Source organism: Niveispirillum sp. GW835-FHT14G11 (genome assembly GCF_058793615.1).
The window spans coordinates 236,936-263,243 of record NZ_JBXAFZ010000004.1 but is presented as its reverse complement, the minus strand read 5'-3'; the positions used below and the strand labels follow the sequence as shown (position 1 = coordinate 263,243).

Here is a 26,308-nt window from a genome sequence, read left to right as displayed (position 1 = left end):
CCATCTCTTCGGAACCTTCCGTTCAGGGCGCAGTCGCCGGGCTGAACATCTCCCGCATCCTAATCTGATAATGCTCCTCCGAACTGCTCCAGCGCAGTTGGGCCAGCAGCTTCGTATCCGCACCGGCCGGATAGCGCAGCTGCACGCCGTCATCGGTCGCGGCAGCGAAGGTTGCTTGCGCCACCTCGGCCTCCGTGCAGAAACCGGTCGGGTAATTGCCCATCCTGGCGAAGCAGGCCTGGGCGAAGCCGGCATAGTCGGCGGTGATCAGCCCCTGCATCCGCGCCATGCCGTTGGCGGTGAAATTCGTGGTCGGTGCATAGCCCGGTTCCACCAGCCGCGCCGTGATGTTGAAGCCTTCCAACTCGTGCGACAGGGATTCGGTGAAGCCCTCCACGGCGCATTTGCTGGCGGCATAGATGGCGACCAGGGGCATGACGCCGATGGTGGTGCTGGAGGTCACGTTGATGATGGTGCCGTGTCCCTGGCGGCGCATCTGCGGGATGATGGCGCGGCAGGCGTTGATGGTGCCGAAGGTATTGGTCTCGAAAATCTCGCGCACCACGCTGTCGGGTGTCGCCTCGACAATCGAGGCCAGGCCGATGCCGGCATTGTTGACCCAGACATCGATGGCGCCGAACGCGTCCACCCCGGCCGCGATGGCATCATTGATGCTGCCCTCGTCCGTGATGTCCAGCGCCAGCAGCTTCAGCCGGTCGGTATGGGTGGTGAAGAGTGACGGGTCCGGACGCCGCATGGTGGCGATGACGTTCCAGCCGCGATCAAGGAACAGGTCGGCCATGGCCTTGCCATAGCCTGATGAGGTGCCGGTGATGAGGATCGTGCGGGTCATCTTGTTTTCTCCCAAGGTTGGTGGCTTGGAAGATAGACAGATCGTCAGGATGATCTATAATCCATAATCCAGATTTAATTATGGATCGTCCAAAGTGGATCCTCTCAGTGATATCGTCGCCCTGCTGCGCCCGCATACCGCCATCGCCAAGCCCATCACGGGGCGCGGCCGGTGGGGCGTGCGATATTCGGCCTATCGTCAGCCGGGCTTTGCCCTGGTGCTGAAGGGGCAATGCTGGCTGGCGGTTGAGGGGGGCGAACCGGTGCTGATGGAGCCGGGAGATTTCGTGCTGCTGCCGGCCACACCGGCCTTTTCGCTGTTCAGTGCCCCCGGCATTGTTTGTGAGCAACGGGAGCCGGTGGACAGCGCGGTGCGCCATGGCGATCCGGAAGGCGATCCGGATGTGGAGATGCTGGGCGGCACCTTCCTGATCGAACAGGTCAATGCACCGTTGCTGCTGCCGATGCTGCCGGAGATGATCCATATCCGCACTGCCGACGGGGACACGGGGCGCCTGACCGGCCTGATCCGTCTGGTCATGGATGAATGCGCGGCAGACCGGCCGGGCCGGGCCATCGTGCTGGAACGGCTGCTGGAGGTGATGCTGGTCGAATGCTTGCGCTGGCCCGGCAATGACCATGCCGGGCTGTCGGCAGGGCTGCTGGCCGGGATGCGGGACCCGGCCCTGGCCGGCGTGCTGCGCCTGATGCATGGGGATGTCCGCGGGGCATGGACGGTGGCCGATCTGGCGCGGCGGGCCGGCATGTCGCGGTCGGCCTTCGCGGCACGGTTTTCGGAAGGTCTGGGCTGCGGGCCCATGGAGTATCTGGCGCGCTGGCGGATGTCCCTGGCCCGCGACGCCCTGAGCCGGGGTGCCAAGTCGCTGGACCGGCTGGCCGAGGAGATCGGCTATGAATCGGCCAGCGCCTTCAGTACGGCGTTCCGGCGGCGCGTCGGCTGCCCGCCCGGCGCCTTTGCCCGCCAGCATCGCAGTGCAATTGGCTTGGCCTGACGCCGGCAGCGCCCTACATATCGGGTGCCCCTATTCCCGAAAGTCTCGTCATGGTCGATATCACCCCCATCATTCCCGCCGACCGGCAGGTCATCGACACCTACGCCCCCGGCCGTTTCCGGGTGTCGAACGTGCTGCATGAAGGGGCGGTCATCGTGTTCCCCGACCGCACGCTGGCCTGGGATGTGCCGGGCTTTCCCGGCCTGACGGACGACCATTTCGCGCCGGTGCTGGCTGCCGATCCGAAGCCGGAGGTGCTGCTGCTGGGGTCGGGTGCGCGCATGCAACTGCTGCCACCGGTGCTGCGCAAGGCGCTGCGGGAGCAGGGGATCGTCGTGGACGTGATGGACAGTCCTGCCGCCTGCCGCACCTATAATGTGCTGCTGGCCGAGGGGCGGCGGGTGGCGGCAGCCTTGTTGCCCGTATAAATCTTCAGCGCGCGGCGATGGTCACGGTGATGGTGTCGGCATAGTCGCCGGCCACATGCTGGCCGGAGATGGGTACCGTGACCTTCAGGTCGGATTTCTTGCCGAACTGGGCGCTGGCCCGCTGCACCACCATCTGGCTGTTCAGGTTGCCTGCACTGCTGTCATAATCGACCGTATAGGCGATCTCGTTGGCGCCGCTTTTCAGCTTGCCGCCATTGGCCGAGGCCAGACTGATCGAATAGCCGTTGCCGGCATTGCAGGTCTCCGTCACCGCGCCCACTGTCTTGGCGCTTTCGCCTGAGGTCAGGTTCCAGGTGGCGTTCATGTCCTGCACGGCGATGGCGCAGGACATGGGCATGGTTCCACGCAGCGAAACACCGCCCGAACTGCTCTGCGCCAGGCTGGCGGCAGGCATCAGGGCGGTGGTGGACAGCAACAGGGCCGCGATGGCCCGGACCAGCATGTGGCGCATTCTGCACCTCTCCGGTTCTGGCTATGGAAGGACCCGGTCCGTTTTGGAACGGGGTTTGATAAGGCAGGAACCGCCGACCTGGGGAGGGGGCGGCGGTTCCTTGGGGGATTACTTGGCGGCGATGGTCACGGTGACGGTGTCGGCATAGTCGCCGGCGATATACTGGTCGGACGCGCCGACCGTGACCTTCAGGTCAGACTTCTTGTTGAATTGGGCGTTGGCGCGGTCGACGACGGCCTGGCTGGTCAGCGCGCCGGTGAAGCTGTCATAGTTCACCTGATAATCGATGGTGAAGTTGCCAGACTTCAGCTTGCCGGCGTTGGAGGAGGCCAGCGTGATCTTGTAGCCCGAGCCGGAATTGCAGTTCTCGGTGACGGAGCCGACGGTCTTGTTGCTCTCGCCATTCTTCAAGGACAGGGACTGGCCCAGGTCCTGGACGGCGATGGTGCAGGTCAGCGCCACATTGCCCTTCAACTGCACCGTGCCCGACGCGTTCTGCGCCATGGCGGGGGCGGCGATGGCGGCGGCGATCAGGGCGGCGGCGGCGGTCTTGGCGAAGAACGTGGTCATGGCAGGCTCCGTCGGTTCTTTGTGGTGAGGCGTTGTCGCCTTCATGGGAACCAAGGGTTGCAGGGGGTATGCCAATCGGGTGGGGGGTCGAAAGTGACGGAATCCTTGGGGTGGTGGTTCCCTCTGGTCGGAAGTGTTCGTTGCATTTTGCAGTTATTATAAAATAGCATTGCTATATGCAAAAACTTTTGCAAGTTCTGTGGTCCTTGCCCTGAGCCGCGCCATCAGCTTTCCTTTTTCACGCGTCATTGTGCGCCGGCTTGCGGGATCGGCTTGTGTGGGTTGACGCATAATCCTGATAGGATGGCGTATCCCCGCGACAGGTTGGTCGGGGGGAAGATGTCGCCGGGGGGCGGCAGGGAAGGGTGGTATGAGCAACCAGTCGGATCGCAACCTGGGGACCGAAGCGCGGCTGCAGGCCGTGTTCCAGCGCGAACAGTCGCGCGGCATCGAAGTGGCGACCTGGGCGCGGCTGATCGCGCTCGGGGCGATTTTCGCCTGGGTGGCGCTGCTCGACCAGAACGGGGAGAATGCGGCCGGTTACCTGGGGATCGCCATCGTGGCCTGCAACGGTCTGGCCCTCTGGGCCGTGCACCGCACCCGCCTTTTCCGGCCCTGGATGCTGTTCGCGTCGGTGGCATTCGACCATGTCGCCATCGCCGTGGTGATGATCACGCCTGTCACGATCGGGGGCGAGGCGTTGTCGCCGGCGATGAATACGCGCAGCGTCTGGTTCGATGTCTATTTCCTGTTGATCGCCAGTTCCGTCATGGTCCAGCGTCCGGCACTGGTGGTGTGGAGCGGGATGACGGCCGCCTTGTCCTGGTCGGCCGCTGTTATCCACGCCCTGCGCCAGCCCGGCACCTTCACCATGCCGATGAACTGGCTGTGGTCGGGGACCGATGCCGGGGATTTCGTGCGGGTGATGCAAAACCCGCGCTATATCGACCTGACCAACTGGCTGACCCAGGTGCTGTTCCTGATCCTGGTGGCCCTGACCCTGGCTGCCGCGGTGCGCCGGTCGAAGACCTTGCTGGTCAACCAGGCGGCAACGGAGTGCGAGCGGGCGAACCTGGCCCGCTATTTCTCCCCGGAGATGGTGGAACGGCTGGCGGCCCGCGACAGCCCCCTGTCGCGGCCCAACAGCCGCGTCGTGGCCGTGCTGTTCGCCGACCTGACGGGTTTCACCCGCCTGTGCGAGAATGCGCCGGCGGCGGAGATCATCGACCTGCTGCGCCAGTTCCGCATCCGCATGGAGAAGGCGGTGTTCACCCATGGCGGCACGGTCGACAAATATATCGGCGATTGCGTCATGGCCACGTTTGGCCTGCTGGCACCCTCGGGCCGCGACCCGGCGGCGGCCTTGGGCTGCGCCCATGACATGCAGGACGCCGTCGATGATTGGAACCGGGAACGTGCAGCGCGCGGCATGCCCTCAGTGGGCCTGGGCATCGGCGTGCATTACGGGGCGGTGGTGGCCGGCGATATCGGGTCGGACCAGCGGCTGGAATTCACCGTCATCGGCGATACGGTGAATGTGGCCAGCCGCCTGATGCACCTGACCCGCGAGTTGGAGGCCGGTATCGTCATCTCCGACGAGGTGGCGGGTGCCGCCCTGGTCACCGATGGGGAGGCGGCGCTGAAGGGATATCGCCGGGTGGAGGAGATGCCGCTGCGTGGGCGCGACGGTGCCGTCGCACTGTGGTATCGGCCGCTGCATGCCGACAGCGACGATGCGTCGTGCGCGGCGTGAGGGCTGTGCTATCCTGACGGCCCGACGCATGACCCTTCCGGAACGTTGCCCCCATGTTCACCGGCTTCTTCTATGATTTGCGCAAGGCGGGCGTACCCGTCAGCCTTAAGGAATATCTGGCGCTGATGGAGGCGATGCAGGCCGGCATCGCCGGCTACGCGGTGGAGGATTTCTATTATCTGTCCCGTGCCATCCTGGTGAAGGATGAGCGCAACCTGGACAAGTTCGACCGCGTCTTTGCCACCGTCTTCAAGGGGCTGGAAGGTAGCGGGGCCGTTGGTCCGGAGGAATTGACGGCCCAGATCCCCGAGGAATGGCTGCGCAAACTGGCCGAGAAGTTCCTGACCGAGGAGGAGAAGGCGCAGATCGAGGCGCTGGGTGGCTGGGACAAGCTGATGGAGACGCTGGCGCAACGCTTGGCTGAGCAAAAGGACCGTCATCAGGGTGGCAATAAATGGATCGGCACGGCCGGCACCAGTCCGTTCGGTGCCTATGGCTACAATCCCGAAGGTGTGCGCATCGGGCAGGAGGGCAGCCGCCACCGCCGCGCGGTGAAGGTTTGGGACAAGCGCGAGTTCAAGAATCTGGATGACAGCGTCGAGCTGGGCACCCGCAACATCAAGGTAGCCCTGCGCCGCCTGCGCAAATTCGCACGCCAAGGGGCGGCGGAGACGTTGGACCTGCCTGACACGATCAGTTCCACGGCGCGCAATGCCGGCTGGCTGGACATCAAGATGGTGCCGGAACGGCACAATACCGTGAAGGTGCTGCTGTTCCTGGATATTGGCGGGTCGATGGACGACCATATCCGCCTGTGCGAGGAACTGTTCAGCGCCGCGCGCGGTGAATTCAAGCATCTGGAATATTATTATTTCCATAATTGCGTCTATGAGGGCGTGTGGAAGGACAATAAGCGCCGGCATGTGGAGCGCATCCCCACCTTCGACGTCATCAATACCTACGGCCCCGACTATAAGCTGGTCTTCGTGGGCGACGCCTCGATGAGCCCCTATGAGATCACCCAACCTGGTGGCAGCGTCGAGCATTTCAACGAGGAGGCGGGCATCGTCTGGATGCGGCGCCTGCTGGACAAGTACCGCCATGCCATCTGGCTGAACCCGGCGGAGGAACGGTTCTGGTCCTACACGCAATCCATCGGGTTGCTGCGCAAGGTCATGGACGACCGGATGTACCCGCTGAGCCTGGCCGGGCTGGATGCCGGGATGCGGGAACTGATGCGGTAACACCCACAGGGGACGGGTGAGGCGGTGTTGTCTTGGTGGGATCAGATAATTAGGGCCGATACCTCCAAGCCGACACAAAAGTGCTTTATCGTCCGCGACTTGCGCCATCCCGGCAGGGCCGCCCCGACCTTCGGTGCGATTGCGCGCGGGCGGGCCTGAGCGTATTTTCCACAGCCGCAAGCCCGGCAAACCCCGCTGAAGGGGACGGGTATTGACGAAAAGGACCCTGCACATGACCGAACCCACACCCATTACCATCGCCCGCGGCGATGGCATCGGCCCCGAGATCATGGACGCCACGCTGGAAGTGCTGCAGGCGGCCGGCGCCAACCTGGCGTTCGAAGAAATCCAGATCGGCGAGAGCGTCTATAAACGCGGCATCATGAACGGCATGGAGCCCAGCGCCTGGGAAAGCCTGCGCCGCACCAAGGTGTTCCTGAAGGCCCCGATCACCACGCCGCAGGGCGGCGGGTACAAGTCGTTGAACGTCACCATCCGCGGTGCCCTGGGCCTCTATGCCAATATCCGCCCCTGCGTGTCCTATCACCCTTATGTCTCGACCAAGCACCCGACCATGGACGTGGTCATCGTGCGCGAGAATGAGGAAGACCTGTATGCCGGCATCGAGTACCGGCAGACGCAGGAAGTGACGCAGGCGGTGAAGCTGATCACCCGGCCGGGGTCGGAAAAGATCATCCGCTATGCCTTTGAATATGCCCGCGCGAACCATCGCCGCAAGGTGACGGCTTTCGTGAAGGACAATATCATGAAGATCAGCGATGGCCTGTTCCATCGCGTCTTTGACGAAATCGCCGCCGAATATCCCGATATCGAGCATGAAAGCATGATCGTCGATATCGGTGCCGCCCGGCTGGCCGACACGCCGGAACAGTTCGACGTGATCGTCACGCTGAACCTCTATGGCGACATCATCTCCGACATCGCCGCCCAGATCACCGGCTCCGTCGGTCTGGCCGGCTCGTCGAACATCGGCGACCAGTGCGCCATGTTCGAGGCCATCCACGGTTCCGCCCCCACCATCGCCGGCAAGAACATCGCCAACCCGTCCGGCCTGATCCTGGCCTCGGTGATGATGCTGGTCCATATCGGCCAGGCGGAAGCCGCCGAAAAGATCCATAATGCCTGGCTGCGCATGATCGAGGACGGTATCCATACCGTCGATATCTTCAAGCGCGGCGTCTCCAAGGCCCGTGTCGGCACGCGCGATTTCGCCCACAACCTGATCGACCGGCTGGGTGAACGCCCGACGCAGCTGATCCCCGCCTCCTATCAGGTGGGCGAGAAGTCCAGCTTCGCCGGCATCGCGCTGAAGGATTATGCGCGCGCTGAGAAGAAGCTGATCGGCGTGGATGTGTTCCTGGATCACAAGGGCGGCAATGGTGACGACATGGCGGCCCGCGTGGCCGGCCTGATCGGCAGCGACCTGAAGCTTTCCATGATCTCCAACCGCGGCCAGAAGGTCTGGCCGGACGGGGCACCGGAGACCTTCTGCACCGACCATTGGCGCCTGCGCCTGCTGGGCGAAGCCAAGAGCACCGTCGCGCCAGCCACCATCATCGCCCTGCTGGGCCGCCTGGCGGATGCCGGCCTGGACGTGGTGCAGACGGCCAGCCTCTACAGTTTTGATGGCGCCAACGGCTTCTCCGCGGCCGCCGGGCAGTAATGCGGTAATAGGCGGGAGCATAGCGGATGGGGGAAGGGGCATAGAACCCTCTTCCCCCTTCGGATAGGTAACGGAGTTACCCACAGGAATCCGTGCGGCGCCCCCTACACAAGCCGACTCAAATTTGGTAGGTTCTAAGTCAACAGGCCACCATATTTAGTGGCCGGACAAGGGATGGGGCAGCAATCCACAGGGTTCGGGGCGAACCTGCTGCATGTGGATAACTGCCTGATCCGGTTTCGGTAATTGCCATACCACAAGGGGACCTGGAGCGTGGAAGCGACGGAAAGCACCTGGAGCGAAGAGCGCGTTGAAAAGCTGCGCCAGCTTTGGGGTCAAGGCATGAGTGCCAGCGAGATCGCCGAGTTGTTGGGCAATGTCACCCGCAATGCCGTGATCGGCAAGGCGCATCGTCTGGGCCTGTCGGGCCGGCCGTCGCCAATCAAGAAGAAGCCGACCAAGGGCGCCACGATCCTGTCGCTGACGGAACGTATGTGCAAATGGCCGGTCGGCGATCCCAAGTCCCCGGATTTCCATTTCTGCGGCAAGCAGTCGCTGAACGGTCTTCCCTATTGCGCCGAACACGCGGCCATCGCCTATCAGCCGGCCCGCAAGCGCGATGATGACCGCAAGTTGGGTGTTGCCTGACGAACCTGACCGAAAGGTTGTAATCAAAGCCCCGGTGCCGAAAGGTGCCGGGGCTTTTTTTATAATTATTCTTGTCACCAAATCAACTTCAAATGATCGCAGTGCATATGGATAGTTTCCATTATTCCAATCCTGTCAACCCTCGCCGTTAAAACTCAGTTAACAATCCCGACGCACCCTGTCGCAGGCGAAAAAATCGCCGGCCCAGTTCAAGGGAGCGTGTCATAATGTCAGGTCTTTCCAATCTTCCGGTCATGGGCAAGCTGGGGCTTGCCTTTGGCATTGTCATTGGCGGTGTTGCCATATCGGGTGTCGGTATTACCCGGATCGTCAACCACACGCATGAGGCGGTGGACCTGAATACCGAGAGCTATCGGGTGCTGGACGATGTATCGACCCTGCAGATCGCCATCCAGCAGCAGGAAAGTGCGATGCGCGCCTTTCTGGTGACGGGTGACAAGAGCTTCCTGAGCACCATGGAGCCGGCGCGGGTTCGGTTCAAACAAGCGATCGCCGATGCCATGACCCTCACTTCCACTGATGGGGACGAGCAAGTGATGTTGCGGTCGGTCGCCAATGCGGCTGACGAATGGCAGAAGGAAGTCGCCGAGCGTGAAATTGCGCTGGCGGGTCAGCCCGGAGGGCTTCAGGCGGCGCGCGACCTGGTGGCACGGCATGTCAGCGCCCCCATCATGCAGAAGCTGCGCGAGGGGCTGGACGCTGTAGAGGCCGCCGAACGCGCACAATTGGCAGAGAGGACGGTGGTGGCCGATAATGGCAGGGAGGGCCTGCTCACCACGCTCTGGTCCGTCATTGCCGGAGCGGCCCTGATCGCCATTCTGTGTGCCTTCGGTCTGGCCCGTACCGTTCTCGCACCGATGAACCAGGTCTGCCAGGCGATGAGCAATCTGGCCGACGGTCGCACGACCCGGGCCTTTGCGTGGACCCGCCGGGACGAGTTGGGGCGCATCGCCACCGCCTTCGACAAGCTGCGTCTGACATCGGCCCAGGCCTTTGCCCAGGCCCAGATGATCGCCGATGCGCCGTTGGGCGTGATGACCTGTGATCCCAACGATGAATTCCGCGTCACCTATATGAACAAGCGCAGCGTGGAAGTGCTGAAAACCGTGGAACATCTGCTGCCGTGCAAGGTGGAGGAACTGATGGGCCAGTCCATCGACATCCTGCATAAGCATCCCGAGCATCAGCGCCGCATCCTGGCCAATCCCGCCAACCTGCCGCATCACACCAAGATCAAGCTGGGTAGCGAAGTGATGGACCTGCGCGTCAGTGCCATCCACGACACTGAAGGCCGCTATGTGGCGCCGATGCTGACCTGGTCGCTGGTCACGCGGCAGGTCAACCTGACCAATGATTTCGAACAGAATGTGAAGGGCGTCGTCGATCTTGTCACCCAGGCGGCCGAGGAGATGGCACGTGCCGCCGATGCGCTGAGCCATACCGCTGAGAGCGCCACCGGCCAGTCCGTCGCCGTGGCCGCCGCCGCCGAAGAAGCCAGCGCCAATGTCGCCGCTGTGGCCAGCGCCACCGAGGAACTGGCCGCCTCCATCCAGGAGATCGGTCGCCAGGCCGAAGCCTCCAACAGCCGCACCAACCGCGCCGTCAACGAGGCCGAACAGGCCGACGTGCTGATGCGTCAGTTGACCGACAGCGCCCAGGAAGTGGGCGAGGTGGTGCAACTGATCAATGCCATCGCGGCCCAGACCAACCTTCTGGCCCTGAACGCCACCATCGAGGCCGCGCGCGCCGGCGAGGCCGGCAAGGGCTTCGCCGTGGTGGCGGGAGAGGTGAAGGGGCTGGCCACACAGACGGCCCAGGCCACGGACCGCATCCGCCAGAAGGTGGAGGAGATCCAGAACGCATCGGGTCGGGCCGGCTCCGCCCTGCGCGGCATGACCGACATGATCCGCGAACTGCACACCACAGCCGCCGCCATCTCCGCCGCTGTGGAACAGCAGCAGGCCGCCACGCGGGAGATCGCCAGCAACATCGCCCAGGCCGCCATGGGCACCCGCGATGTGACCGAACATATCAGCGGGGTCAACCAGGCCACCGGTGAAACCGGCGCCGCCGCCGTACAGGTGCGCGGTTCCGCCAGTGAACTCAGCAAGGGTGCGGGCAACCTCTCGCAACAGGTCGACCGCTATCTGATCGAAGCACGCGCCGCCTGACGGGCCCACGCTCCCGCATCAGGTGAAAACTGGGCCGGACGGGATAACCGTTCGGCCCTTTCTTTGGTTCCGTCATATGCCGCTATGCGTGGGGCGTATGGAACAGGGCACGAGGGATGCGAACAAAAAAGGAACAAACACCTTGATGTTCTTTTTTTGTTCTGACAATGTGGCGTCACGAAAACGAAGGAGGCTCACATGAACCGCGCTGCTTACGTTCGTGATTTCCTGGCCATTACCGGTTTCTTCGGCACCATGTATGCATGGTTCGTCGTCGGCGCCGCGCTTGGCGCCTGATGTCGGCGTGATCATCCAGCCGCGCGCGATGCCGCGGATGGGTCAAAATTCGGCATCGGGGCGGGGCTGCGTTCAGCCGTTCTCTCAACCGTTCCGGTCGATATGCTCCCGCACGGCGGCGAACACCGTCTGGAACATCTCCGGCGTCAGACGCCCGGTATTGGTGTTGTAGCGGGAGCAGTGATAGCTGTCGAAAAGCACGACCCCGTTGCGCACATCATGGCGCGCGCCATGGCCGAAGGCGAAATGGGCTGGGCGCCGGCCCAGTGCCGTGACGGTGCTGGCGTGCGACACGGTGCCCAGTGCCACGATGGCGCGCAGGTTGGGCATGGCCGCAATCTCCTGGCTGAGGAAATCACGGCAGGTGGTGATCTCCGCCGGGGTCGGTTTGTTCTCCGGCGGCACGCAGCGGGCGGCATTGGTCAGGCGCGTGTCCAGAAGTTCCAAGCCATCATCGGGCCGGCGGCCATAGGTGCCGCGCGCGAAGCCGTAGCGGACCAGCGTGTCATACAGCAGGTCGCCGGCATAATCGCCGGTGAAGGGCCGTCCCGTCTGATTGGCCCCATGCAGGCCGGGCGCCAGCCCCACGATCAGCAGCGTGCCCGCCAGCGTGCCGAAGGCCGGAACGGGGGCATTGTGATATGCTCGGAACTTGATGCGGTTCTCCCGGCGGAAATCCGCCAGGCGCGGGCACAGGGCGCAATCCCGGTCCGGCACGGCGGGGGTGCCGCCCGGGGTGATGATGTTCCTGACCGCCGCCTGCCGTCCCGCCATGATGCTTTATCCCCCTTATATGCTGTTCCCGAAGGGGTATTGGCTGCCGCTTCACCGGTCAAGGGGAAGCGCTCGCCCTGTGGTTCGGCCGTACGCATGAATTTCCGCCGGGCCGCCCCCGCGTGCCCGGCTGTTGTGCCGTGGGGTGGGGTGCCTATAATCCCGCGCTTTCCGGGTTCGTGCCCAGAAAACGACAGGGGAGCCGGCAGCCGTGAGCTTCGATACCACCCGCGACAGCCAGGGGGCACCTGTGCCCGTCGGCATCATCATGGGCAGCCAGTCCGACTGGACCACCATGAAGCACGCGGCCACCATCCTGGCCGATCTGGGCGTGGCGTTCGAGACGCGGATCGTCTCCGCCCACCGCACCCCGCAGCGCCTCTATGATTACGCCACCTCCGCCAAGGGCCGGGGGATCAAGGTGATCATCGCCGGTGCCGGCGGTGCCGCCCACCTGCCGGGCATGGCGGCCAGCATGACCAGCCTGCCGGTGCTGGGCGTGCCCGTGGAAAGCCACGCGCTGAAGGGCCAGGACAGCCTTCTCTCCATCGTGCAGATGCCGGGCGGTGTGCCGGTCGGCACGCTGGCCATCGGCAAGGCCGGGGCCATCAATGCCGGGCTGCTGGCCGCCGGCATCCTAGCCCTGTCCGATGAACGGCTGGATGCGGCCCTGGTTGCGTGGCGGGCAAGGGCGACGGATGCCGTGGCCCTGGTGCCTGTGGACGAGCCCGTCTGATCCGCCCCCCGGAACCTATCCCGCGCGAAGGAAGCCCCCCATGACCGTGATCCCCCCCGGTTCCATCATCGGCATCCTGGGTGCCGGCCAGCTGGGCCGCATGACGGCGCTGGCCGCTGCGCGCCTGGGCTACAAGGTGCATGTCTTCGCGCCGGAAAGCATGGACAGTTCGTGCGGCCAGGTGGTGGCCCACCATACCCAGGCCGGCTGGCATGACCTGCGCGCCCTGGCGCGGTTTGCCGATGACGTGGCTGTCATCACCCTGGAATGGGAGAATGTGCCCACTTATGCGGTGGATTTCCTGGCCCGCCATGTCGGCGTGCATCCGGGATCCAACGTCCTGTCGGTGGCCCAGGATCGGGTGGCGGAAAAGAGCTTCGCCAACAAGCTGGGCATCGGTACCGCCCCCTTCCGCGCCGTGCGTACCCTGGAACAGCTGACCCAGGCGGCGGCGGAGATCGGACTGCCGGCCATCCTGAAATCCACCCGCATGGGCTATGACGGCAAGGGCCAGCTGCGCCTGAATCCCGGTGATGATCTGAGCGGTGCCTTCGATGCCATCGGCAGCGATGAGGCGATCCTGGAAGGTTTCGTGGATTTCGAGCGCGAGATTTCCGTGATCACGGCGCGCCGCGCCGACGGCACCATCATCTCCTACCCGCCGGTGGAGAACCGGCACAAGTCGGGCATCCTGGACACCACTACCGTGCCGGCCGCCATCAGTCCGGACCTGACGGCGGAGGCCGTGCGCATCGCCGAGGCCATCGCCAGCGAATTGCATGTGGTGGGTCTGCTGGCGGTGGAGATGTTCGTGACCCGCGAAGGGCGCCTTCTGGTCAACGAGATGGCACCGCGCCCGCACAATTCCGGGCACTGGACCATCGATTTTGCCGAGACCAGCCAGTTCGAGCAGTTGGTCCGCGCCATCTGCGGCCTGGCCCTGGGGCCGGTGGGCGTCATCAGCCCCTGCACCATGACCAACCTGATCGGCGACGATGTCGATGCCTGGCAGTCGATCCTGGCGGAGCCGGGTGCGCGCCTGCATCTTTATGGCAAGGGCGACGCCCGGCCGGGCCGCAAGATGGGGCATGTGACGCGCCCGGCAGCACAAGCTTAAAACTCAGGCCGGCGACGGCCGGCCCGCCGCACGTGCGGCGTTAGACAAGCCGCCGGATGGCGGCGCCCGGCGCGTGAGGGCGCACGAAGACTCATATCACCCTTGCGCCATTCTTCGCTGCCGCAACAATGACGCAGCAAGATTATGGAATGCATCCGATCCAACCCTTGTCATGCTGAAGGTTGAAGAGGGTTGTTTGTTGGAGGTTTCCATGGATGCGCGCCATGCCGGCCGGCTGGTTCTGGTGGCCGCCGGGCTGACGGGGCTTCTGGCCCTGGCCGGGTGCGGTAAGGGCGGACAGGGGGCGGGCACACCGCCGCCGCCCCAGGTCGTCGTCTCGCAGGCGGTGAAAAAGAACGTCCAGGAATGGGATGAATATACCGGCCGTTTCGCCGCCGTGGAGGAGGTGGAAATCCGCGCGCGGGTCAGCGGCTATCTGACCGCCGTGAATTTCCAGGACGGGCAGGTGGTGTTCAAGGGCGACCCGCTGTTCGTCATCGATCCGCGCCCCTATCAGGCGATTGCCGATGCGGCCAAGGCCGGCGTCGGTCAGGCGCTGGCGTCGGTGCAACTGGCCCAGCGCGAGCTGGACCGGGCCCGCGATTTGCGCCAGACCCAGGCCGTGTCGCAATCGGTGCTGGATACAAGGTCCCAGCAGCTGCAGGCCGCCCAGGCCCAATTGCTGGCGGCCCAGGCGCAGGCGCGCTCCGCCGAGCTGGATCTGGAATTCACCTCCGTGAAGGCGCCGGTGACGGGCCGGGTGTCCAACCATCGCGTGTCGGTGGGCAATCTGGTCAGCGGCGGGTCGGCGCAGTCGACGCTTTTGACCACCATCGTCTCGCTCGACCCGATCCATTTCTATTTCGATGCCGACCAGGCCTCCTACCTGCGCTACCAGCGCCAATCGCGATCGGGTGAGCGGCCCAGCAGCCGCGACAATGCCAATCCGGTCGTGCTGTCGCTGCCGGATGAGCAGGGCTTTGCCCATCAGGGCCATATCGATTTCGTCGATAACCAGATCGATGACGGCACGGGCACCATCCGGGCCCGCGCCGTGTTCGACAATCCCGACATGGTGTTCACGCCCGGCATGTTCGCCCGCCTGCGTCTGGTCGGCCGGCCCAATTATGACGGGTTGCTGCTGCCCGATGCCGCCATCGGCACCGACCAGAACCGCCGCTTCGTCTATGTTGTGGATAAGGACAGCAAGGCGACATATCGCGGTGTCACCACCGGTCCGCTGGTCGATGGGCTGCGCGTCATCCGCGACGGGCTGGCCATCGGTGACAAGGTGATCGTGGCCGGCCTGCAGCGCGTCAAGCCGGGCGCCCCCGTCACCCCCGTCGAACAGCCGATCCAGGCCGTCGCGGGGGGCACGCCATGAAGATCGGCCGTTTCTTCATCGACCGGCCGGTTTTCGCCATCGTCCTGTCGGTCCTGCTCGTCGCCGTCGGCTCCATCGCCTATTTCACCCTGCCGGTGTCGCAATATCCGGAGGTGGTGCCGCCCACCGTGACGGTGAATGCCCGCTATCCCGGCGCCAACGCCCAGACGGTGGCGAATACCGTCGCCGCCCCGATCGAGCAGGAGGTGAACGGGGTGGAGGGCATGCTTTACATGTCGTCCAACTCCACCAGCGATGGCCAGATGAACCTGACCATCACCTTCAAGCTGGGCACCGACCTGGATAAGGCGCAGGTGCTGGTCCAGAACCGCGTGGCGGTGGCGGAGCCCCGGCTGCCGGAAGAGGTGCGGCGCAATGGCGTGGTGACGCGCAAGGACAGCCCCGACCTGATGATGGTCGTCCACCTGCTGTCCCCCGACAACACCTATGACCAGCTCTATATCTCCAACTATGCCCTACTGCGCGTGCGCGACGTGCTGAACCGGCTGGAGGGTATCGGCAATATCAACCTGTTCGGTGCCCGCGACTATTCCATGCGCGTCTGGCTGGACCCGCAGAAGATCGCATCGCTGCAGATGACGGCGGGTGAGGTGGTGGCCGCCATCCAGCAGCAGAATGTGCAGGTGGCCGGTGGTGGTCTGGGCCAGCCGCCGCTCGACAATCCCCGCGACTATCAGCTTAACATCACGCTGCAGGGCCGCCTGACGGAGCCGCAGGAGTTCGAGAATATCATCGTCAAGCATGGCGATGAGGGACGCATTGTGCGGCTGAAGGATGTGGCGCGGGTCGAACTGGGTGCGCGCGACTATGTCACCAATTCCTTCCTGGACGGCAAGCCGGCCGTGGTGCTGGCCATTTCCCAGCTTCCCGGTTCCAACGCCCTGGAAACGGCGGCGCGGGTGCGGGAGACCATCAAGACCCTGTCGGCGGATTTTCCGCCCGGTCTGGAATATCGCATCGTCTATGACACGACCGGTTTCATCGCCGAAAGCATCCATGAACTGATCAAGACCATCGGCGAGGCCATGGTGCTGGTCGTGCTGGTGGTGATGCTGTTCCTGCAGCGCTGGCGGGCGGCCATCATCCCGGTGCTGGCCATTCCGGTGTCGCTGATCGGTACCTTCGCGGTGATGTCGGCGCTGGGCTATTCAATCAACAACCTGACCCTGTTCGGCCTGGTGCTGGCCGTTGGCATCGTGGTCGATGACGCCATCGTCGTGGTGGAGAATGTCGAGCGCAATCTGGCGCTGGGCCATTCGCCCATCGAAAGTGCGCGCATCACCATGGACGAGGTGGGCGGAGCGCTGGTTTCCATTGCCCTGGTCCTGGCATCGGTCTTCATCCCCACCGCCTTCATCGAAGGTATCCAGGGCGCCTTTTACCGGCAGTTCGCGGTGACCATCGCGGCGGCCACCATCATCTCCGCCTTCAATTCCCTGACCCTGTCACCGGCGCTGTGCGCCCGGCTGCTGCGTCCGCATACCCCGGAACATCATGCGGCCAAGGCCCGGCTGGCCCTGGTCACCAATCTGTTCGACCGGTTCTTTGCCGGCTTCAACCGGCTGTTCGACCGCATGGCCGATGGCTATGCGCGGCTGGTGGCGCGGATCACGCATCTGACGCCCATCGTGATCGGTATCTATGTGCTGCTGATCGCGGCCACCGGCTTTCTGTTCACCCGCATCCCCGGCGGCTTCATCCCGGCGCTGGATCAGGGTTACCTGATCATGGCCATCCAGACGCCGGAGGGCACGTCGCTGTCCAACACCACCAAGGTGATCCAGAAGGCGGCCCAGATCGCGCGGGAGACGCCGGGCATCGCGCATTCGGTGCAGTTTGCCGGCTTCTCCGGCGCCACCCGCACCATCGCGCCCAATGCCGGCGCCATCTTCACGCCGCTGGACCCGTTCGAGGAACGGTTGCCCCATGGCCTGACCGCCACCGCCATTTTGCAGAATCTGCAAAAGCGCGTGGCCATGGCCATTCCCGAGGCGCTGATCTTCGTGGTGCCGCCGCCGCCCATCCGCGGCCTGGGCACATCGGGCGGCTTCACCCTGCGCGTCCAGGATGTCGGCAATGCCGGGGCGGGGGCTTTGGAACAGGCAACCTGGGCCCTGGCCCTGGCCGGCAACCAGATCCCCGGCCTGATCAATGTCTTCACACCATTCAGCGCGCGGGCACCCCAGGTCTATCTGGATGTGGACCGCGTCAAGGCGCAGATGCTGGGCGTGCCGATGAACAGCGTGTTCCAGACGCTGGCCGTCTATCTGGGCTCCGCCTATGTCAACGATACCAACCTGTTCGGCCGCACCTTCCAGGTGACGGCGCAGGCCGACGGGCAATACCGGCTGGATCCGGAAAGCATCGGCAGGCTGGAAACGCGCAACGACAAGGGGCAGATGGTGCAGCTCGGGTCCTTCGTGGATTTCAAGTTCGTCACCGGACCGGACCGGGTGCTGCGCTACAACCTGTTCCCAGCGGCGGAGCTGCAGGGCAACAACCTGCCGGGCGTCAGTTCCGGCACGGCCATCGCGGAGATGGAAAAGGCGGCGGCCACCGCCCTGCCGCCCGGCTTCAAGGCGGAATGGACCGACCTGTCATACCAGGAGAAGAATACCGGCAATTCCGCCCTCTATATCTTCCCGCTCTGCGTGTTCTTCGTCTTTCTGGTGCTGGCGGCGCAGTATGAAAGCTGGTCGCTGCCTTTCGCCATCCTGCTGATCGTGCCCATGTGCCTGCTGTCGGCCGTGGGCGGGTTGATGATGCGGGGCATGGACAATAATATCCTGGCCCAGATCGGCTTCGTCGTGCTGGTGGGATTGGCATCGAAGAATGCCATCCTGATCGTGGAGTTCGCCCGCCAGCTGGAGGCGGAGGGCCGCAACCGCTATGACGCGGTGATCGAGGCCTGCCGCCTGCGCCTGCGCCCGATCCTGATGACGTCCTTCGCCTTCATCCTGGGCGTAGTGCCGCTGATGATCGCGTCGGGGGCGGGGGCGGAGATGCGCCAAAGCCTGGGCACGGCCGTGTTTTTCGGCATGCTGGGCGTGACCTTCTTCGGCCTGCTGTTCACGCCGGTCTTCTACGTCATGATCCGGCGGTTCGCGGGGAGGGAGAAGGGGATGGCCATCACTTCGACAACATGAACAATGGCGGGGGAAGTGTCGTTCTGCGCCGCTTCCCCTGTTTCCATATGAGAATGTGTGTTCCTTCAAGGATATATTGGCCCTATTATCAAAGCACTGGTCATATTCATGAATCTCATTTATTTTACCATTCCTTGGATTTACACTATCCAAATTTTATATGGATGGCGGCCATGTTTGGAAAACATCTAAAGAAAACAAAAGATACAAAACAAAATAACATACGAAAGATGGTAGATTGGGCAATTATATTGGCAATAATAGCTTTGATTTATCAGTTCATTGATAGTGAATATTTTGATGTTTCGCTGGCAGATATTAGTATAATCTTGCATAATCCCACAGTGCGTAGCCCTTTGGCAGACTCTGAGAAAAAAGGCCGATGTGCTGCGGAGGCGCTCTCCAGCTTTTCCGTATCGCGCGACATGGGAAATCGCACGGCAAAAAATATTTTTGATTTCCTTTCTGTAGAATGCAAGAAATTTCTTAGTGAAATTAATAGTCATCGAGTAGACGAAAATAAATACAAACTAAATATTCATTTTACCAACAAAAGCTTAAATAATCTTGAGAACACAGAAATGAAAATTGTTGCCTTAAAAGATAGAAATATATTGTTTGAAAGCAGTTATGATATAGGTCTTGTTTCAGCGGGCGAGCGGGCGGGCTTAAAAAATATTGAGCTGGGAGGAAAACCCAGCATTGTATTTTCATGTATATCCTTCGATAGCGGACTGTTTCGGCGTAGCTGGCTGTTGACCCAAGGGGGAGGAAGCGATTTCAGCAAAGCGCCATTTGTTAATTTCGCCGACGCCTCACGAAGAGTGGTGAAATCAGGATCAAATTATCTGGGGTGGCAAGTCAACTGCCAAGATCAGGTCTTCGATCTCCTGAAGACAGCAGAATATGCCCGCTAGGGTCAAAGCCGACATAGAGCATTGAAATTGCGCTGAAAACTAGAGCAGTTTTCGGTTGACCGGAAGCTACTCAGACAGCAGCCATCGCCGCGACACACGTGCATCGTTAAACCCAAGCGGCTGATGCGGCCTCGGTGATTGAGTAATAAAAAACGAGAGTGTATTTCCGGTCACTGGAAATACACTCTGAAGTGCAGGAGCGCGCTTGAGCGCGCTCCTCAAGGGCGAACCTTAATCCTTGCGCTTGGTCAGGCTTTCCATCTGGGTCTGCAGCTCGTCCAGACGCTTCTGCAATTCGGAGAACTTGTCCTCCGCCTTGGGCTTGGCATCCGGCGCGGCGGCGGTGGTCGGCGCCACGTCGGTGCCACCGATATTGTCCGGATTGAAGGGGCTGAACATGCGCATGGCGCGTTCGAACAGGGCGATGTTCTGCTTGCTCATCTCCTCGAACCCGCCGAAGGGGAAGATGCTCCCGAACGAGTTCTGGAAATAATCCTTCATCTTGTCCTGGTTGCCTGTGAACGACTTCATCGAGTGTTCCAGGTAGCGCGGCACCAGCCATTGCATGTTGTCGCCATAGAAGCTGATCAACTGGCGTAGGAACGGGATGGGCAGCAGGTTCTGTCCCTTCGATTCCTCTTCCACGATGATCTGCGTCAGGACGGAGCGGGTGATGTCATCGCCCGTCTTGGCGTCGTAGACGACGAAATCCGTGCCATCCTTCACCATCTGGCAAAGATGGTCGAGGGTCACATAGCTGCTGGTCGCCGTGTTGTACAGGCGGCGGTTGGCGTACTTCTTGATGGTGACCGGTGCCGGCTTGGTATCTTCTTTTTCAGCCATTTGGCGTCGCTTCCCCCGGACGAATGCTGCAAACCGTTATATCAAGGAGTACGTCATTACGCGGTCGCAGCGCAAGCCTTCCGCAATGCCGAACGTTGAAAGCGTAACTATTGTTCTGCGCGCACACCGGTATGATCTATGCTGATGGAAGGCGGGCGCGGATGTGGCCCCGCCCAATTGAGCAGGATGGAGATGGTGAGCGAACGCGACGAACCGCCCGCGATGGAGGATCTGGCCAGGCGCTATCTGGATCTGTGGCAGGACCAGTGGGCGGCCGTTTGCGCCGACCCGTCGGTGGCCGACAGCATGGCACGGACCATGACCGCCTTCGGCCAGACGGCGCTGACGATCAACGGCATGTTGGAACAGACCCTGGGATCGGCCGCGGCCGTCAACCCCTGGGCGGAGATGATGAAGTCGCTATGGCCCATGGCGGCCGCTGCGAAAGGGCCCCAGACCCATGACGAACGCCAGGACGCGCCCGCAACCGCCAGGCCCCAAGCCGCTGCGCCAAGGGCCACGCCCGCTGGGCCTGCATCTGGGGATGGGGATGGCGATATTGCTGAGCTCGCCGGCCGCATTGCCGCTCTTGAACGGGAACTGGCCGCATTGGCACCCGACGGTGCGGGAGACGGCGGAACGCCTGCGCCGGGACCTGCGCCAGCGCCTGGGCGCAAACGCCGGCCCGCCCGCAAGCCCGCCTGACGACGCACCCGACGCCCCGCTGGGTACGGAGACCTTTGCGCCCTTCACGATTGCCGCGGATCGGGAAATGCGGCGGCGACTCGACCGGTTCCTGACGGGGCTGGAACGGTACCGCCACCATCCCTATCAACGGGATATCGAGGATGCGCCCACCGTCTGGCAGGAAGGGGCGACGCGCCTGCTGGCGGTCGGCGGCACCGGCAAGCCGGTGCTGTTCGTGCCGTCCCTGGTCAATCGCGGTTACATCCTGGACCTGTCCTGGCGCAAGAGCCTGCTGCGCTGGCTGGGCGGGCAGGGAGGCGATGCCGCGGGCGGCGGGGGTATCCGGCCCTTTCTGCTGGAATGGGGCTATCCGGGGGCGGTTGAGCGCGGCTTCGATATGTCGGACGTGGTGGCCGGTCGCCTGGTCCGGGCGCTGGAGGCGACATGCACCCGCGTCGGCGGTCCGGTAACGCTGGTGGGCTATTGCATGGGTGGGCTGCTGGCCCTGGGCGCCGCACTTCGCCGGCCGGACCTGGTGTCGGGCTATGTGGCGCTGGCCACGCCCTGGGATTTCCATGCCGATGATGCGGCGGCCGCGCAGCGCACGGCCGCCCTGATCACCCCGTTCGATCCGGTGATGCGCATCCTGGGCGAATTGCCCGTGGACGGGGTGCAGACCCTGTTCGCCACGCTGGACCCGCTGCTGGCCTATAAGAAATTCAGCCGTTTCGCGACCCTGGACATGGCCACGGATGAAGCCGACGATTTCGTGGCGCTGGAGGATTGGCTGAATGACGGGGTCAGCCTGCCGGCATCCATCGCGCGGGAATGCCTGACGGGCTGGTATGGGGAGAACAGTACCGGCCGGGGCGAATGGCGCGTGGCCGATATGGCCGTGCGGCCAGCGGATCTGCGCTGCCCCTCCCTGGTCATCGTGCCGGCCCGTGACCGTATCGTGCCGCCGGCATCGGCCGCTGCCCTGGGCACCGCTTTGCCGGGCGCCACGGTCTGGCAGCCCTCGCTGGGCCATATCGGCATGGTGGTGAGCGGCGGGGCCAAGGCCAAGGTCTGGGCGCCGCTCCGGGAATGGCTGCTGGGCTCAGGCTAGGGTTTACCCAAGACGGGGCAATGCTTTGGTTTTATATCCGTCGGCCCATGTCGCAGCCCATCGACGCCGGCCCGGCTTGCCCTTACACTGGCAACATGATGAGGGATGGCCGTTTGACCTTGTTTGATATCAAATGGTTGGGCGGCGTTTTTCATGTGGAATACCGCTCCGATTCGGGAAAAATCCGTCCTTGAAACCGTGTCGTCCTCCTGTTGTCCCCTTGCTGCTGCTGCCGGCCCTGCTGGCGGCACCCGTCATTGCGCAGGAGAGGAAGCCCGATCCGGCCAAACAGCTGCAGCAGGTAGAACAGGATCTGAAGCAGGCGGACAAGACCAAGGCGGAACTGGATGCCAAGGCAGAAAGCCTGGAGAAGGAACTGGCCGACCTGCGTGCCCGCGCCATCGAGGCGGCGGACCAGCAGCGTACCCAGGCCGATGAACTGGCCCGCCTGGAGGGCGCCCTGGGCGATCTGGGTGAGGAGGAGAAGGCCCGGCTGGAGAAGATCGAGGCCGATCGCGCCGCCCTGGCCGACCTGCTGGGCGCGTTGCAGCGTCTGTCGCGCCTGCCGCCCGACACAATGATCGCCGCCCCGCAATCGCCCAGCGACACGGTGAAGAGCGCGCTTCTGCTGCGGTCCGCCGTGCCGGAGCTGAAGACCCGGGCCGATGCGTTGTCGAAGGAATTGCAGGGGCTGGTCGATCTGCGTCGGCAGCTGGCGGAGCAGAAGGACAAGGCGGCGCGCGCGGCGGAAAGCCTGACACTCCGCCAGAAGGACCTGGCGGCCCTGGTGGCCCGGCGCGAGGAATTGTCCAAGAATACGGACAGCGAACGCAGCCGTCTGTCCACCCGGGTTGCAACCCTGGCGGACCGGGCCGGCGACCTGAAAGACCTGATCGAGAAGCTGGAGGCCGAGCGCAAGGCCGAGGCGGCGCGCAAGGCGGAGGCCGAACGCCGCCGTCTGGCCCAGGTGGAGGCTCAGCGTGAACAGCGGGCCCGCGACAAGGTGGCGGGCCTGAAGCGCGCCCCGCCGGAGCCACAATCGGCCGGCATCCTGGGCGGCATGGTCGCGCCTGTGTCTGGTAAGATCACGCAGCGCTATGGCACGGTGGACGCGGTGGGTGCCACCAGCCGGGGCCTGACCTATCGCGGCCGGGCAGGGGGGCCGGTCATCGCGCCGGCCGACGGGTCGGTGATGTTCGCGGGGCCGTTTAAGGGTTACGGGCTTCTCTTGATCCTTGAACATGCCAACGGATATCATTCCCTTCTGTCCGGCCTGGGGCGTATCGATGCCCAGGTGGGACAGCGTGTGCTGGGCGGGGAGCCGGTGGGACTTCTGTCGGGCGATGGGGACCCGACATTGTATTACGAGCTGCGGCGGGGCGGTCAGCCTGTCAACCCCGCGCGCGGCCTTGCAGCTTCCGACGGCAAAGGACAAGGTTGATCATGAACAAGCTGTTCACCACTGCCGCGGTCGCGGCGCTGCTGGCCTTTACCCTCCCCCTTGGTCCCCTCGGTGTAACGGCCACCGCCCAGGCGCGCGAGCCGCTGAAGTCGGAAACCTATAAGCAGCTGGACCTGTTCGCCGACGTGTTCGAGCGGGTGCGTTCGGAATATGTGGAGGAAGTGACGGATGAGCAACTGATCGAGGCGGCCATCGACGGCATGCTGACCTCGCTCGACCCGCACTCCTCCTACCTGAACAAGAAGAATTTCGCCGACATGCGGGTGCAGACGAGGGGCGAGTTCGGCGGCCTGGGCATCGAGGTGACGACGGAGAATGGCTTCGTCAAGGTCATCTCCCCCATGGACGAGACGCCTGCCGCCCGCGCCGGTGTGCAGCCCGGCGACTATATCACCCACCTGAATGACGAGCAGATCGTCGGCCTGACCCTGAACGAGGCGGTGGAGAAGATGCGCGGCCCCGTGGGCAGCGACCTGAAGGTGACCATCCGCCGCGCCAATGTCGCCGAGCCGATCCAGCTGACCCTGACCCGCGCCAATATCAAGGTGCAGTCCGTCCGCTTCCGGGCGGAGGACAATGTCGGCTATATCCGCATTTCCAGCTTCAACGAGCAGACGCAGCCCGGCCTGGACAAGGCGATGGCCAAGCTGAAGGAACAGCTGGGGCCCAAGCTGATCGGCTATGTGCTGGATATGCGCAATAATCCGGGTGGCCTTCTGGACCAGGCGGTGTCGGTGTCCGACACGTTTCTGGACAAGGGTCGTGAGATCGTGTCGACGCGCGGGCGCGGCGGCAAGGAAGGCGACCGTTACACCGCCAAGGCCGGCGATGCGGCGGATGGCCTGCCTATCGTCGTGCTGATCAATGGTGGTTCGGCCTCGGCATCGGAAATCGTGGCCGGCGCCCTGCAGGACCATAAGCGCGCCATCGTCCTGGGCACGCAGAGCTTCGGCAAGGGATCGGTGCAGACCATCATCCCGCTGCAGGGCCAGCAGAGCGCCATGCGCCTGACCACGTCGCGCTATTACACACCGGCCGGCAAGTCGATCCAGCAGTTGGGCATCACCCCGGATATCGAGGTGCAGCCCGCCAAGATCGAGGAACTGGCCGCCGCCGGCCAGCGCCGGCGCGAGGCGGACCTGCCCAATGCCCTGCGCAATACCGACCAGGGTGCCAAGCCGAACCCCAATCCGACGGGCACGGCACCGGGCGCGCCCGCTACGCCGCCGGCCCCGACCCCCGGCCCGACCTCCGCGGCGCCGGCGCCCACGCCGGTCGCGGCCAATGGCAATGCCGAAGCCGCGCCGCCGGTGGATTACCAGTTGGCCCGTGCCGTGGACCTGCTGCGCGGCGTGTCGATGTTCAACCAGCCCAAGCACACCAACTAACACAGGCGAAGCACCCGCACCGTGGCCTTGTTCCCGCTCGCCAGGAAGAAAAAGACGGAAGCCGCCCCCCCTACGGACGGCGGAAGCGCCGCCGTGCTGGCTTCCCGCCTGGGGGCCAAGCGCGTCTCCAGACCAAATGAGCGGGCAGCCAAGAAGGACCGCAAGCGCTGGTCCTTCGGCCGCAAGGCCAAGGGCGCGGACAAGGGCGGCGACATGGACCTGTCCCTGCTTGCCGATAGCGAGGAGGGGCTGGATTTCAGCGATCCTGGCGGGTCGCCCGCCATGAAGCCGACAAAGAAGCGCGGCAAGCCGTCGCCGCCGGCCATCGCCGGCCTGTTGCTTCTATTGGCGCTGGCGGGCACGGCGGGCTGGCTGGCCATTGAGGCGCCGGCGACCATGCGCCGGCTGGAAGCGGCGCGCAGCCTGGGGCCTGGTGTGCCGGTGATGATGCCGGATGGCAGCCTGCGCTTCGCCGACGCACCGGTGGTGGCACCAGAGGAGGAGGTGCCGCTCGATCCGGTGGATATGCCCGTGACCTTGATGCCCTCGCGCAATGACCAGTTGCTGGAACGGCTGCGCGCGGGGCGGGTGCCACGCGTGGCGCCGGACGGTACGGCCCCCTGGCAATATTATGCCCGGCCGTTCCCGCAGGAGGACAAGCGCCCGCGCATCGCCATCGTGGTGGCGGGGCTGGGCCAGGCCGATGCCGCCACGCAAACGGCCATCGATCGGCTGCCCGGTGCCATCAGCTTCGCCTTCACCCCCACGGGCGACAATCTGCAGGCCAAAGTGGACGAGGCGCGCAACAAGGGGCACGAGGTGCTGCTGTCCGTGCCCATGCAGCCGCTGGGCTATCCCGCCAACGATCCCGGCCCCAACACGCTCTTGTCCAACCTGTCGGATGAGGAGAATGCGCGGCGGCTGGAAGCCAGCCTGGCCGCCTTCACCGGTTATGTCGGCGTCACATCGAAAACCGACAGCGGCACGGACTTCCTGACCCAGCGCGAAAGCCTGCGCGGCGTGCTGCTGCAGATGCAGCGGCGTGGTCTGGTCTATCTTGACCTGTGGCAGGTCTCGGGCAGCAAGGCCGCCGCCGTGGCCAAGGAATTGTCGCTGCCCCGCGCGATCAGCGATCTGCAGATCGACCGCATCCCATCGGGCATCGGCATCGATGCGCAACTGGCGCAGCTGGAACGGCTGGCCCAGGCCAATGGCGTGGCCGTCGGCTTCGCGGAAGTGACCAACCCGGTCAGTCTGGAACGGCTGTCGATCTGGTCCGCCAGCCTGCGCGACCGTGGCATCGTGCTGGCCCCGGTGACGGCGGTGGTGAACCGGCAGGCGGATCGATAGGGTTTAGTCCCGCTTGCCCTTCAAGTAGGCCACGATGGCCATGGCGTGCCCATGGCCCAGGTCGTACTCGTTCTTCAGCCAGTCGACCACCTGACCGGCCTTGACGCCCGGCCTCAGCCCGGCTTCATCCGCCAGCCTCTTGCCAATGGCTTCGGTCCGCAGCGTATCGGCGGACTTGCCCGTCTTCGCCTCGATATTGGTCAGATAGGCATTGAACGACAT

Annotated in this window: 23 protein-coding genes; 16 read left to right on the top strand and 7 right to left on the bottom strand. The window is 63.9% G+C overall.

The window, feature by feature from the left end; translation table 11 throughout:
• Positions 1-22: 22 nt before the first annotated feature.
• Positions 23-853 (bottom strand): SDR family oxidoreductase, encoded by an 831-nt coding sequence (locus tag AC1Q7F_RS09775; RefSeq protein WP_492506176.1) that lies wholly within the window; start codon positions 851-853, stop codon positions 23-25.
• Between the two features lie 94 nt (positions 854-947).
• On the opposite strand from AC1Q7F_RS09775, the gene AC1Q7F_RS09770 reads away from it, so the two are divergent.
• Entirely contained in the window at positions 948-1,865 is a 918-nt protein-coding gene (locus tag AC1Q7F_RS09770) for an AraC family transcriptional regulator (protein WP_492506174.1), read from the top strand.
• A 50-nt stretch (positions 1,866-1,915) separates the two neighbouring features.
• Positions 1,916-2,293, top strand: a complete 378-nt coding sequence (locus AC1Q7F_RS09765) for an Mth938-like domain-containing protein (protein WP_492506172.1) — start codon at positions 1,916-1,918, stop codon at positions 2,291-2,293.
• A 4-nt stretch (positions 2,294-2,297) separates the two neighbouring features.
• Here the strand turns inward: AC1Q7F_RS09765 and AC1Q7F_RS09760 are convergent, their stop codons facing one another.
• Both AC1Q7F_RS09760 and AC1Q7F_RS09755 read right to left on the bottom strand, forming a co-directional pair.
• A complete protein-coding gene (locus tag AC1Q7F_RS09760) occupies positions 2,298-2,765 on the bottom strand; it encodes a spore coat protein U domain-containing protein (RefSeq protein ID WP_492506170.1) in 468 nt (155 codons plus the stop codon).
• A 108-nt stretch (positions 2,766-2,873) separates the two neighbouring features.
• On the bottom strand, positions 2,874-3,335 hold the full coding sequence (locus AC1Q7F_RS09755; protein WP_492506168.1) for a hypothetical protein: 462 nt from the start codon (positions 3,333-3,335) through the stop codon (positions 2,874-2,876).
• A gap of 370 nt (positions 3,336-3,705) precedes the next feature.
• Between AC1Q7F_RS09755 and AC1Q7F_RS09750 the strand changes: the two genes are divergently transcribed.
• The 5 genes from AC1Q7F_RS09750 to AC1Q7F_RS09730 all read left to right on the top strand — a co-directional run bounded on the left by AC1Q7F_RS09750 (position 3,706) and on the right by AC1Q7F_RS09730 (position 10,856).
• A complete protein-coding gene (locus AC1Q7F_RS09750; protein WP_492506166.1) occupies positions 3,706-5,088 on the top strand; it encodes an adenylate/guanylate cyclase domain-containing protein in 1,383 nt (460 codons plus the stop codon).
• A 53-nt stretch (positions 5,089-5,141) separates the two neighbouring features.
• The gene (locus AC1Q7F_RS09745; RefSeq protein WP_492506164.1) at positions 5,142-6,332 is read left to right on the top strand and encodes a vWA domain-containing protein; all 1,191 of its coding nucleotides are present in this window, start codon (positions 5,142-5,144) and stop codon (positions 6,330-6,332) included.
• Positions 6,333-6,564: 232 nt separating this feature from the next.
• Positions 6,565-8,016 (top strand): NADP-dependent isocitrate dehydrogenase, encoded by a 1,452-nt coding sequence (locus tag AC1Q7F_RS09740; protein ID WP_492506162.1) that lies wholly within the window; start codon positions 6,565-6,567, stop codon positions 8,014-8,016.
• Between the two features lie 273 nt (positions 8,017-8,289).
• Positions 8,290-8,664: a GcrA family cell cycle regulator gene (locus AC1Q7F_RS09735; RefSeq protein WP_416573625.1), complete on the top strand. Its 375-nt coding sequence runs from the start codon at positions 8,290-8,292 to the stop codon at positions 8,662-8,664.
• Positions 8,665-8,891: 227 nt separating this feature from the next.
• Positions 8,892-10,856, top strand: a complete 1,965-nt coding sequence (locus AC1Q7F_RS09730; RefSeq protein ID WP_492506160.1) for a methyl-accepting chemotaxis protein — start codon at positions 8,892-8,894, stop codon at positions 10,854-10,856.
• 381 nt (positions 10,857-11,237) lie between these two features.
• Here AC1Q7F_RS09730 and AC1Q7F_RS09725 read toward each other — a convergent pair whose 3' ends face one another.
• A complete protein-coding gene (locus tag AC1Q7F_RS09725) occupies positions 11,238-11,927 on the bottom strand; it encodes a uracil-DNA glycosylase (RefSeq protein ID WP_492506158.1) in 690 nt (229 codons plus the stop codon).
• Between the two features lie 268 nt (positions 11,928-12,195).
• Here AC1Q7F_RS09725 and purE point away from each other — a divergent pair, with 268 nt between their 5' ends.
• The 5 genes from purE (at position 12,196) to AC1Q7F_RS09700 (ending at position 19,248) form a co-directional block, all read left to right on the top strand.
• The gene (gene purE / locus AC1Q7F_RS09720; RefSeq protein WP_492506497.1) at positions 12,196-12,663 is read left to right on the top strand and encodes a 5-(carboxyamino)imidazole ribonucleotide mutase; all 468 of its coding nucleotides are present in this window, start codon (positions 12,196-12,198) and stop codon (positions 12,661-12,663) included.
• Positions 12,664-12,703: 40 nt separating this feature from the next.
• Entirely contained in the window at positions 12,704-13,780 is a 1,077-nt protein-coding gene (locus AC1Q7F_RS09715; protein ID WP_492506156.1) for a 5-(carboxyamino)imidazole ribonucleotide synthase, read from the top strand.
• A 211-nt stretch (positions 13,781-13,991) separates the two neighbouring features.
• Positions 13,992-15,164 (top strand): efflux RND transporter periplasmic adaptor subunit, encoded by a 1,173-nt coding sequence (locus AC1Q7F_RS09710; RefSeq protein ID WP_492506154.1) that lies wholly within the window; start codon positions 13,992-13,994, stop codon positions 15,162-15,164.
• Positions 15,161-18,331, top strand: coding sequence for an efflux RND transporter permease subunit (locus AC1Q7F_RS09705; RefSeq protein ID WP_492506152.1), 3,171 nt, complete (start codon positions 15,161-15,163; stop codon positions 18,329-18,331). Before AC1Q7F_RS09710 ends, AC1Q7F_RS09705 begins: the two co-directional genes overlap by 4 nt.
• A 173-nt stretch (positions 18,332-18,504) precedes the next feature.
• The gene (locus AC1Q7F_RS09700) at positions 18,505-19,248 is read left to right on the top strand and encodes a hypothetical protein (protein ID WP_492506150.1); all 744 of its coding nucleotides are present in this window, start codon (positions 18,505-18,507) and stop codon (positions 19,246-19,248) included.
• Positions 19,249-19,479: 231 nt separating this feature from the next.
• Here the strand turns inward: AC1Q7F_RS09700 and phaR are convergent, their stop codons facing one another.
• Both phaR and AC1Q7F_RS09690 read right to left on the bottom strand, forming a co-directional pair.
• On the bottom strand, positions 19,480-20,091 hold the full coding sequence (gene phaR, locus AC1Q7F_RS09695; protein WP_492506148.1) for a polyhydroxyalkanoate synthesis repressor PhaR: 612 nt from the start codon (positions 20,089-20,091) through the stop codon (positions 19,480-19,482).
• 242 nt (positions 20,092-20,333) lie between these two features.
• Positions 20,334-20,522 carry a hypothetical protein gene (locus AC1Q7F_RS09690; protein ID WP_492506147.1) on the bottom strand — a complete coding sequence of 63 codons (189 nt, stop codon included), beginning with the start codon at positions 20,520-20,522 and terminating at the stop codon, positions 20,334-20,336.
• Positions 20,523-20,551: 29 nt separating this feature from the next.
• Here AC1Q7F_RS09690 and AC1Q7F_RS09685 point away from each other — a divergent pair, with 29 nt between their 5' ends.
• From AC1Q7F_RS09685 to AC1Q7F_RS09670, 4 genes are all read left to right on the top strand, one after another.
• Positions 20,552-21,886 (top strand): alpha/beta fold hydrolase, encoded by a 1,335-nt coding sequence (locus AC1Q7F_RS09685; RefSeq protein ID WP_492506145.1) that lies wholly within the window; start codon positions 20,552-20,554, stop codon positions 21,884-21,886.
• 220 nt (positions 21,887-22,106) lie between these two features.
• Positions 22,107-23,327: a murein hydrolase activator EnvC family protein gene (locus tag AC1Q7F_RS09680; protein WP_492506143.1), complete on the top strand. Its 1,221-nt coding sequence runs from the start codon at positions 22,107-22,109 to the stop codon at positions 23,325-23,327.
• A gap of 2 nt (positions 23,328-23,329) precedes the next feature.
• Positions 23,330-24,736: a S41 family peptidase gene (locus AC1Q7F_RS09675; protein WP_492506141.1), complete on the top strand. Its 1,407-nt coding sequence runs from the start codon at positions 23,330-23,332 to the stop codon at positions 24,734-24,736.
• Between the two features lie 93 nt (positions 24,737-24,829).
• Positions 24,830-26,086, top strand: a complete 1,257-nt coding sequence (locus tag AC1Q7F_RS09670) for a divergent polysaccharide deacetylase family protein (protein WP_492506139.1) — start codon at positions 24,830-24,832, stop codon at positions 26,084-26,086.
• Positions 26,087-26,089: 3 nt separating this feature from the next.
• On the opposite strand, the gene AC1Q7F_RS09665 is transcribed toward AC1Q7F_RS09670, so the two are convergent.
• Positions 26,090-26,308: a DUF4287 domain-containing protein gene (locus tag AC1Q7F_RS09665; protein ID WP_492506138.1), complete on the bottom strand. Its 219-nt coding sequence runs from the start codon at positions 26,306-26,308 to the stop codon at positions 26,090-26,092.

Excerpts from the sequence above, each read along its gene's own strand:
- phaR (WP_492506148.1), bottom strand. The coding sequence starts at position 20,091 with ATGGCTGAAAAAGAAGATACCAAGCCGGCACCGGTCACCATCAAGAAG.
- AC1Q7F_RS09725 (WP_492506158.1), bottom strand. The coding sequence starts at position 11,927 with ATGGCGGGACGGCAGGCGGCGGTCAGGAACATCATCACCCCGGGCGGC.
- purE (WP_492506497.1), top strand. The coding sequence starts at position 12,196 with ATGGGCAGCCAGTCCGACTGGACCACCATGAAGCACGCGGCCACCATC.
- AC1Q7F_RS09675 (WP_492506141.1), top strand. The coding sequence starts at position 23,330 with ATGAACAAGCTGTTCACCACTGCCGCGGTCGCGGCGCTGCTGGCCTTT.
- AC1Q7F_RS09700 (WP_492506150.1), top strand. The coding sequence starts at position 18,505 with ATGTTTGGAAAACATCTAAAGAAAACAAAAGATACAAAACAAAATAAC.
- AC1Q7F_RS09750 (WP_492506166.1), top strand. The coding sequence starts at position 3,706 with ATGAGCAACCAGTCGGATCGCAACCTGGGGACCGAAGCGCGGCTGCAG.
- AC1Q7F_RS09730 (WP_492506160.1), top strand. The coding sequence starts at position 8,892 with ATGTCAGGTCTTTCCAATCTTCCGGTCATGGGCAAGCTGGGGCTTGCC.
- AC1Q7F_RS09775 (WP_492506176.1), bottom strand. The coding sequence starts at position 853 with ATGACCCGCACGATCCTCATCACCGGCACCTCATCAGGCTATGGCAAG.
- AC1Q7F_RS09665 (WP_492506138.1), bottom strand. The coding sequence starts at position 26,308 with ATGTCGTTCAATGCCTATCTGACCAATATCGAGGCGAAGACGGGCAAG.
- AC1Q7F_RS09690 (WP_492506147.1), bottom strand. The coding sequence starts at position 20,522 with ATGGGCCATAGCGACTTCATCATCTCCGCCCAGGGGTTGACGGCCGCG.
- AC1Q7F_RS09740 (WP_492506162.1), top strand. The coding sequence starts at position 6,565 with ATGACCGAACCCACACCCATTACCATCGCCCGCGGCGATGGCATCGGC.
- AC1Q7F_RS09760 (WP_492506170.1), bottom strand. The coding sequence starts at position 2,765 with ATGCGCCACATGCTGGTCCGGGCCATCGCGGCCCTGTTGCTGTCCACC.
- AC1Q7F_RS09715 (WP_492506156.1), top strand. The coding sequence starts at position 12,704 with ATGACCGTGATCCCCCCCGGTTCCATCATCGGCATCCTGGGTGCCGGC.
- AC1Q7F_RS09710 (WP_492506154.1), top strand. The coding sequence starts at position 13,992 with ATGGATGCGCGCCATGCCGGCCGGCTGGTTCTGGTGGCCGCCGGGCTG.
- AC1Q7F_RS09755 (WP_492506168.1), bottom strand. The coding sequence starts at position 3,335 with ATGACCACGTTCTTCGCCAAGACCGCCGCCGCCGCCCTGATCGCCGCC.
- AC1Q7F_RS09745 (WP_492506164.1), top strand. The coding sequence starts at position 5,142 with ATGTTCACCGGCTTCTTCTATGATTTGCGCAAGGCGGGCGTACCCGTC.
- AC1Q7F_RS09685 (WP_492506145.1), top strand. The coding sequence starts at position 20,552 with ATGACGAACGCCAGGACGCGCCCGCAACCGCCAGGCCCCAAGCCGCTG.
- AC1Q7F_RS09765 (WP_492506172.1), top strand. The coding sequence starts at position 1,916 with ATGGTCGATATCACCCCCATCATTCCCGCCGACCGGCAGGTCATCGAC.
- AC1Q7F_RS09705 (WP_492506152.1), top strand. The coding sequence starts at position 15,161 with ATGAAGATCGGCCGTTTCTTCATCGACCGGCCGGTTTTCGCCATCGTC.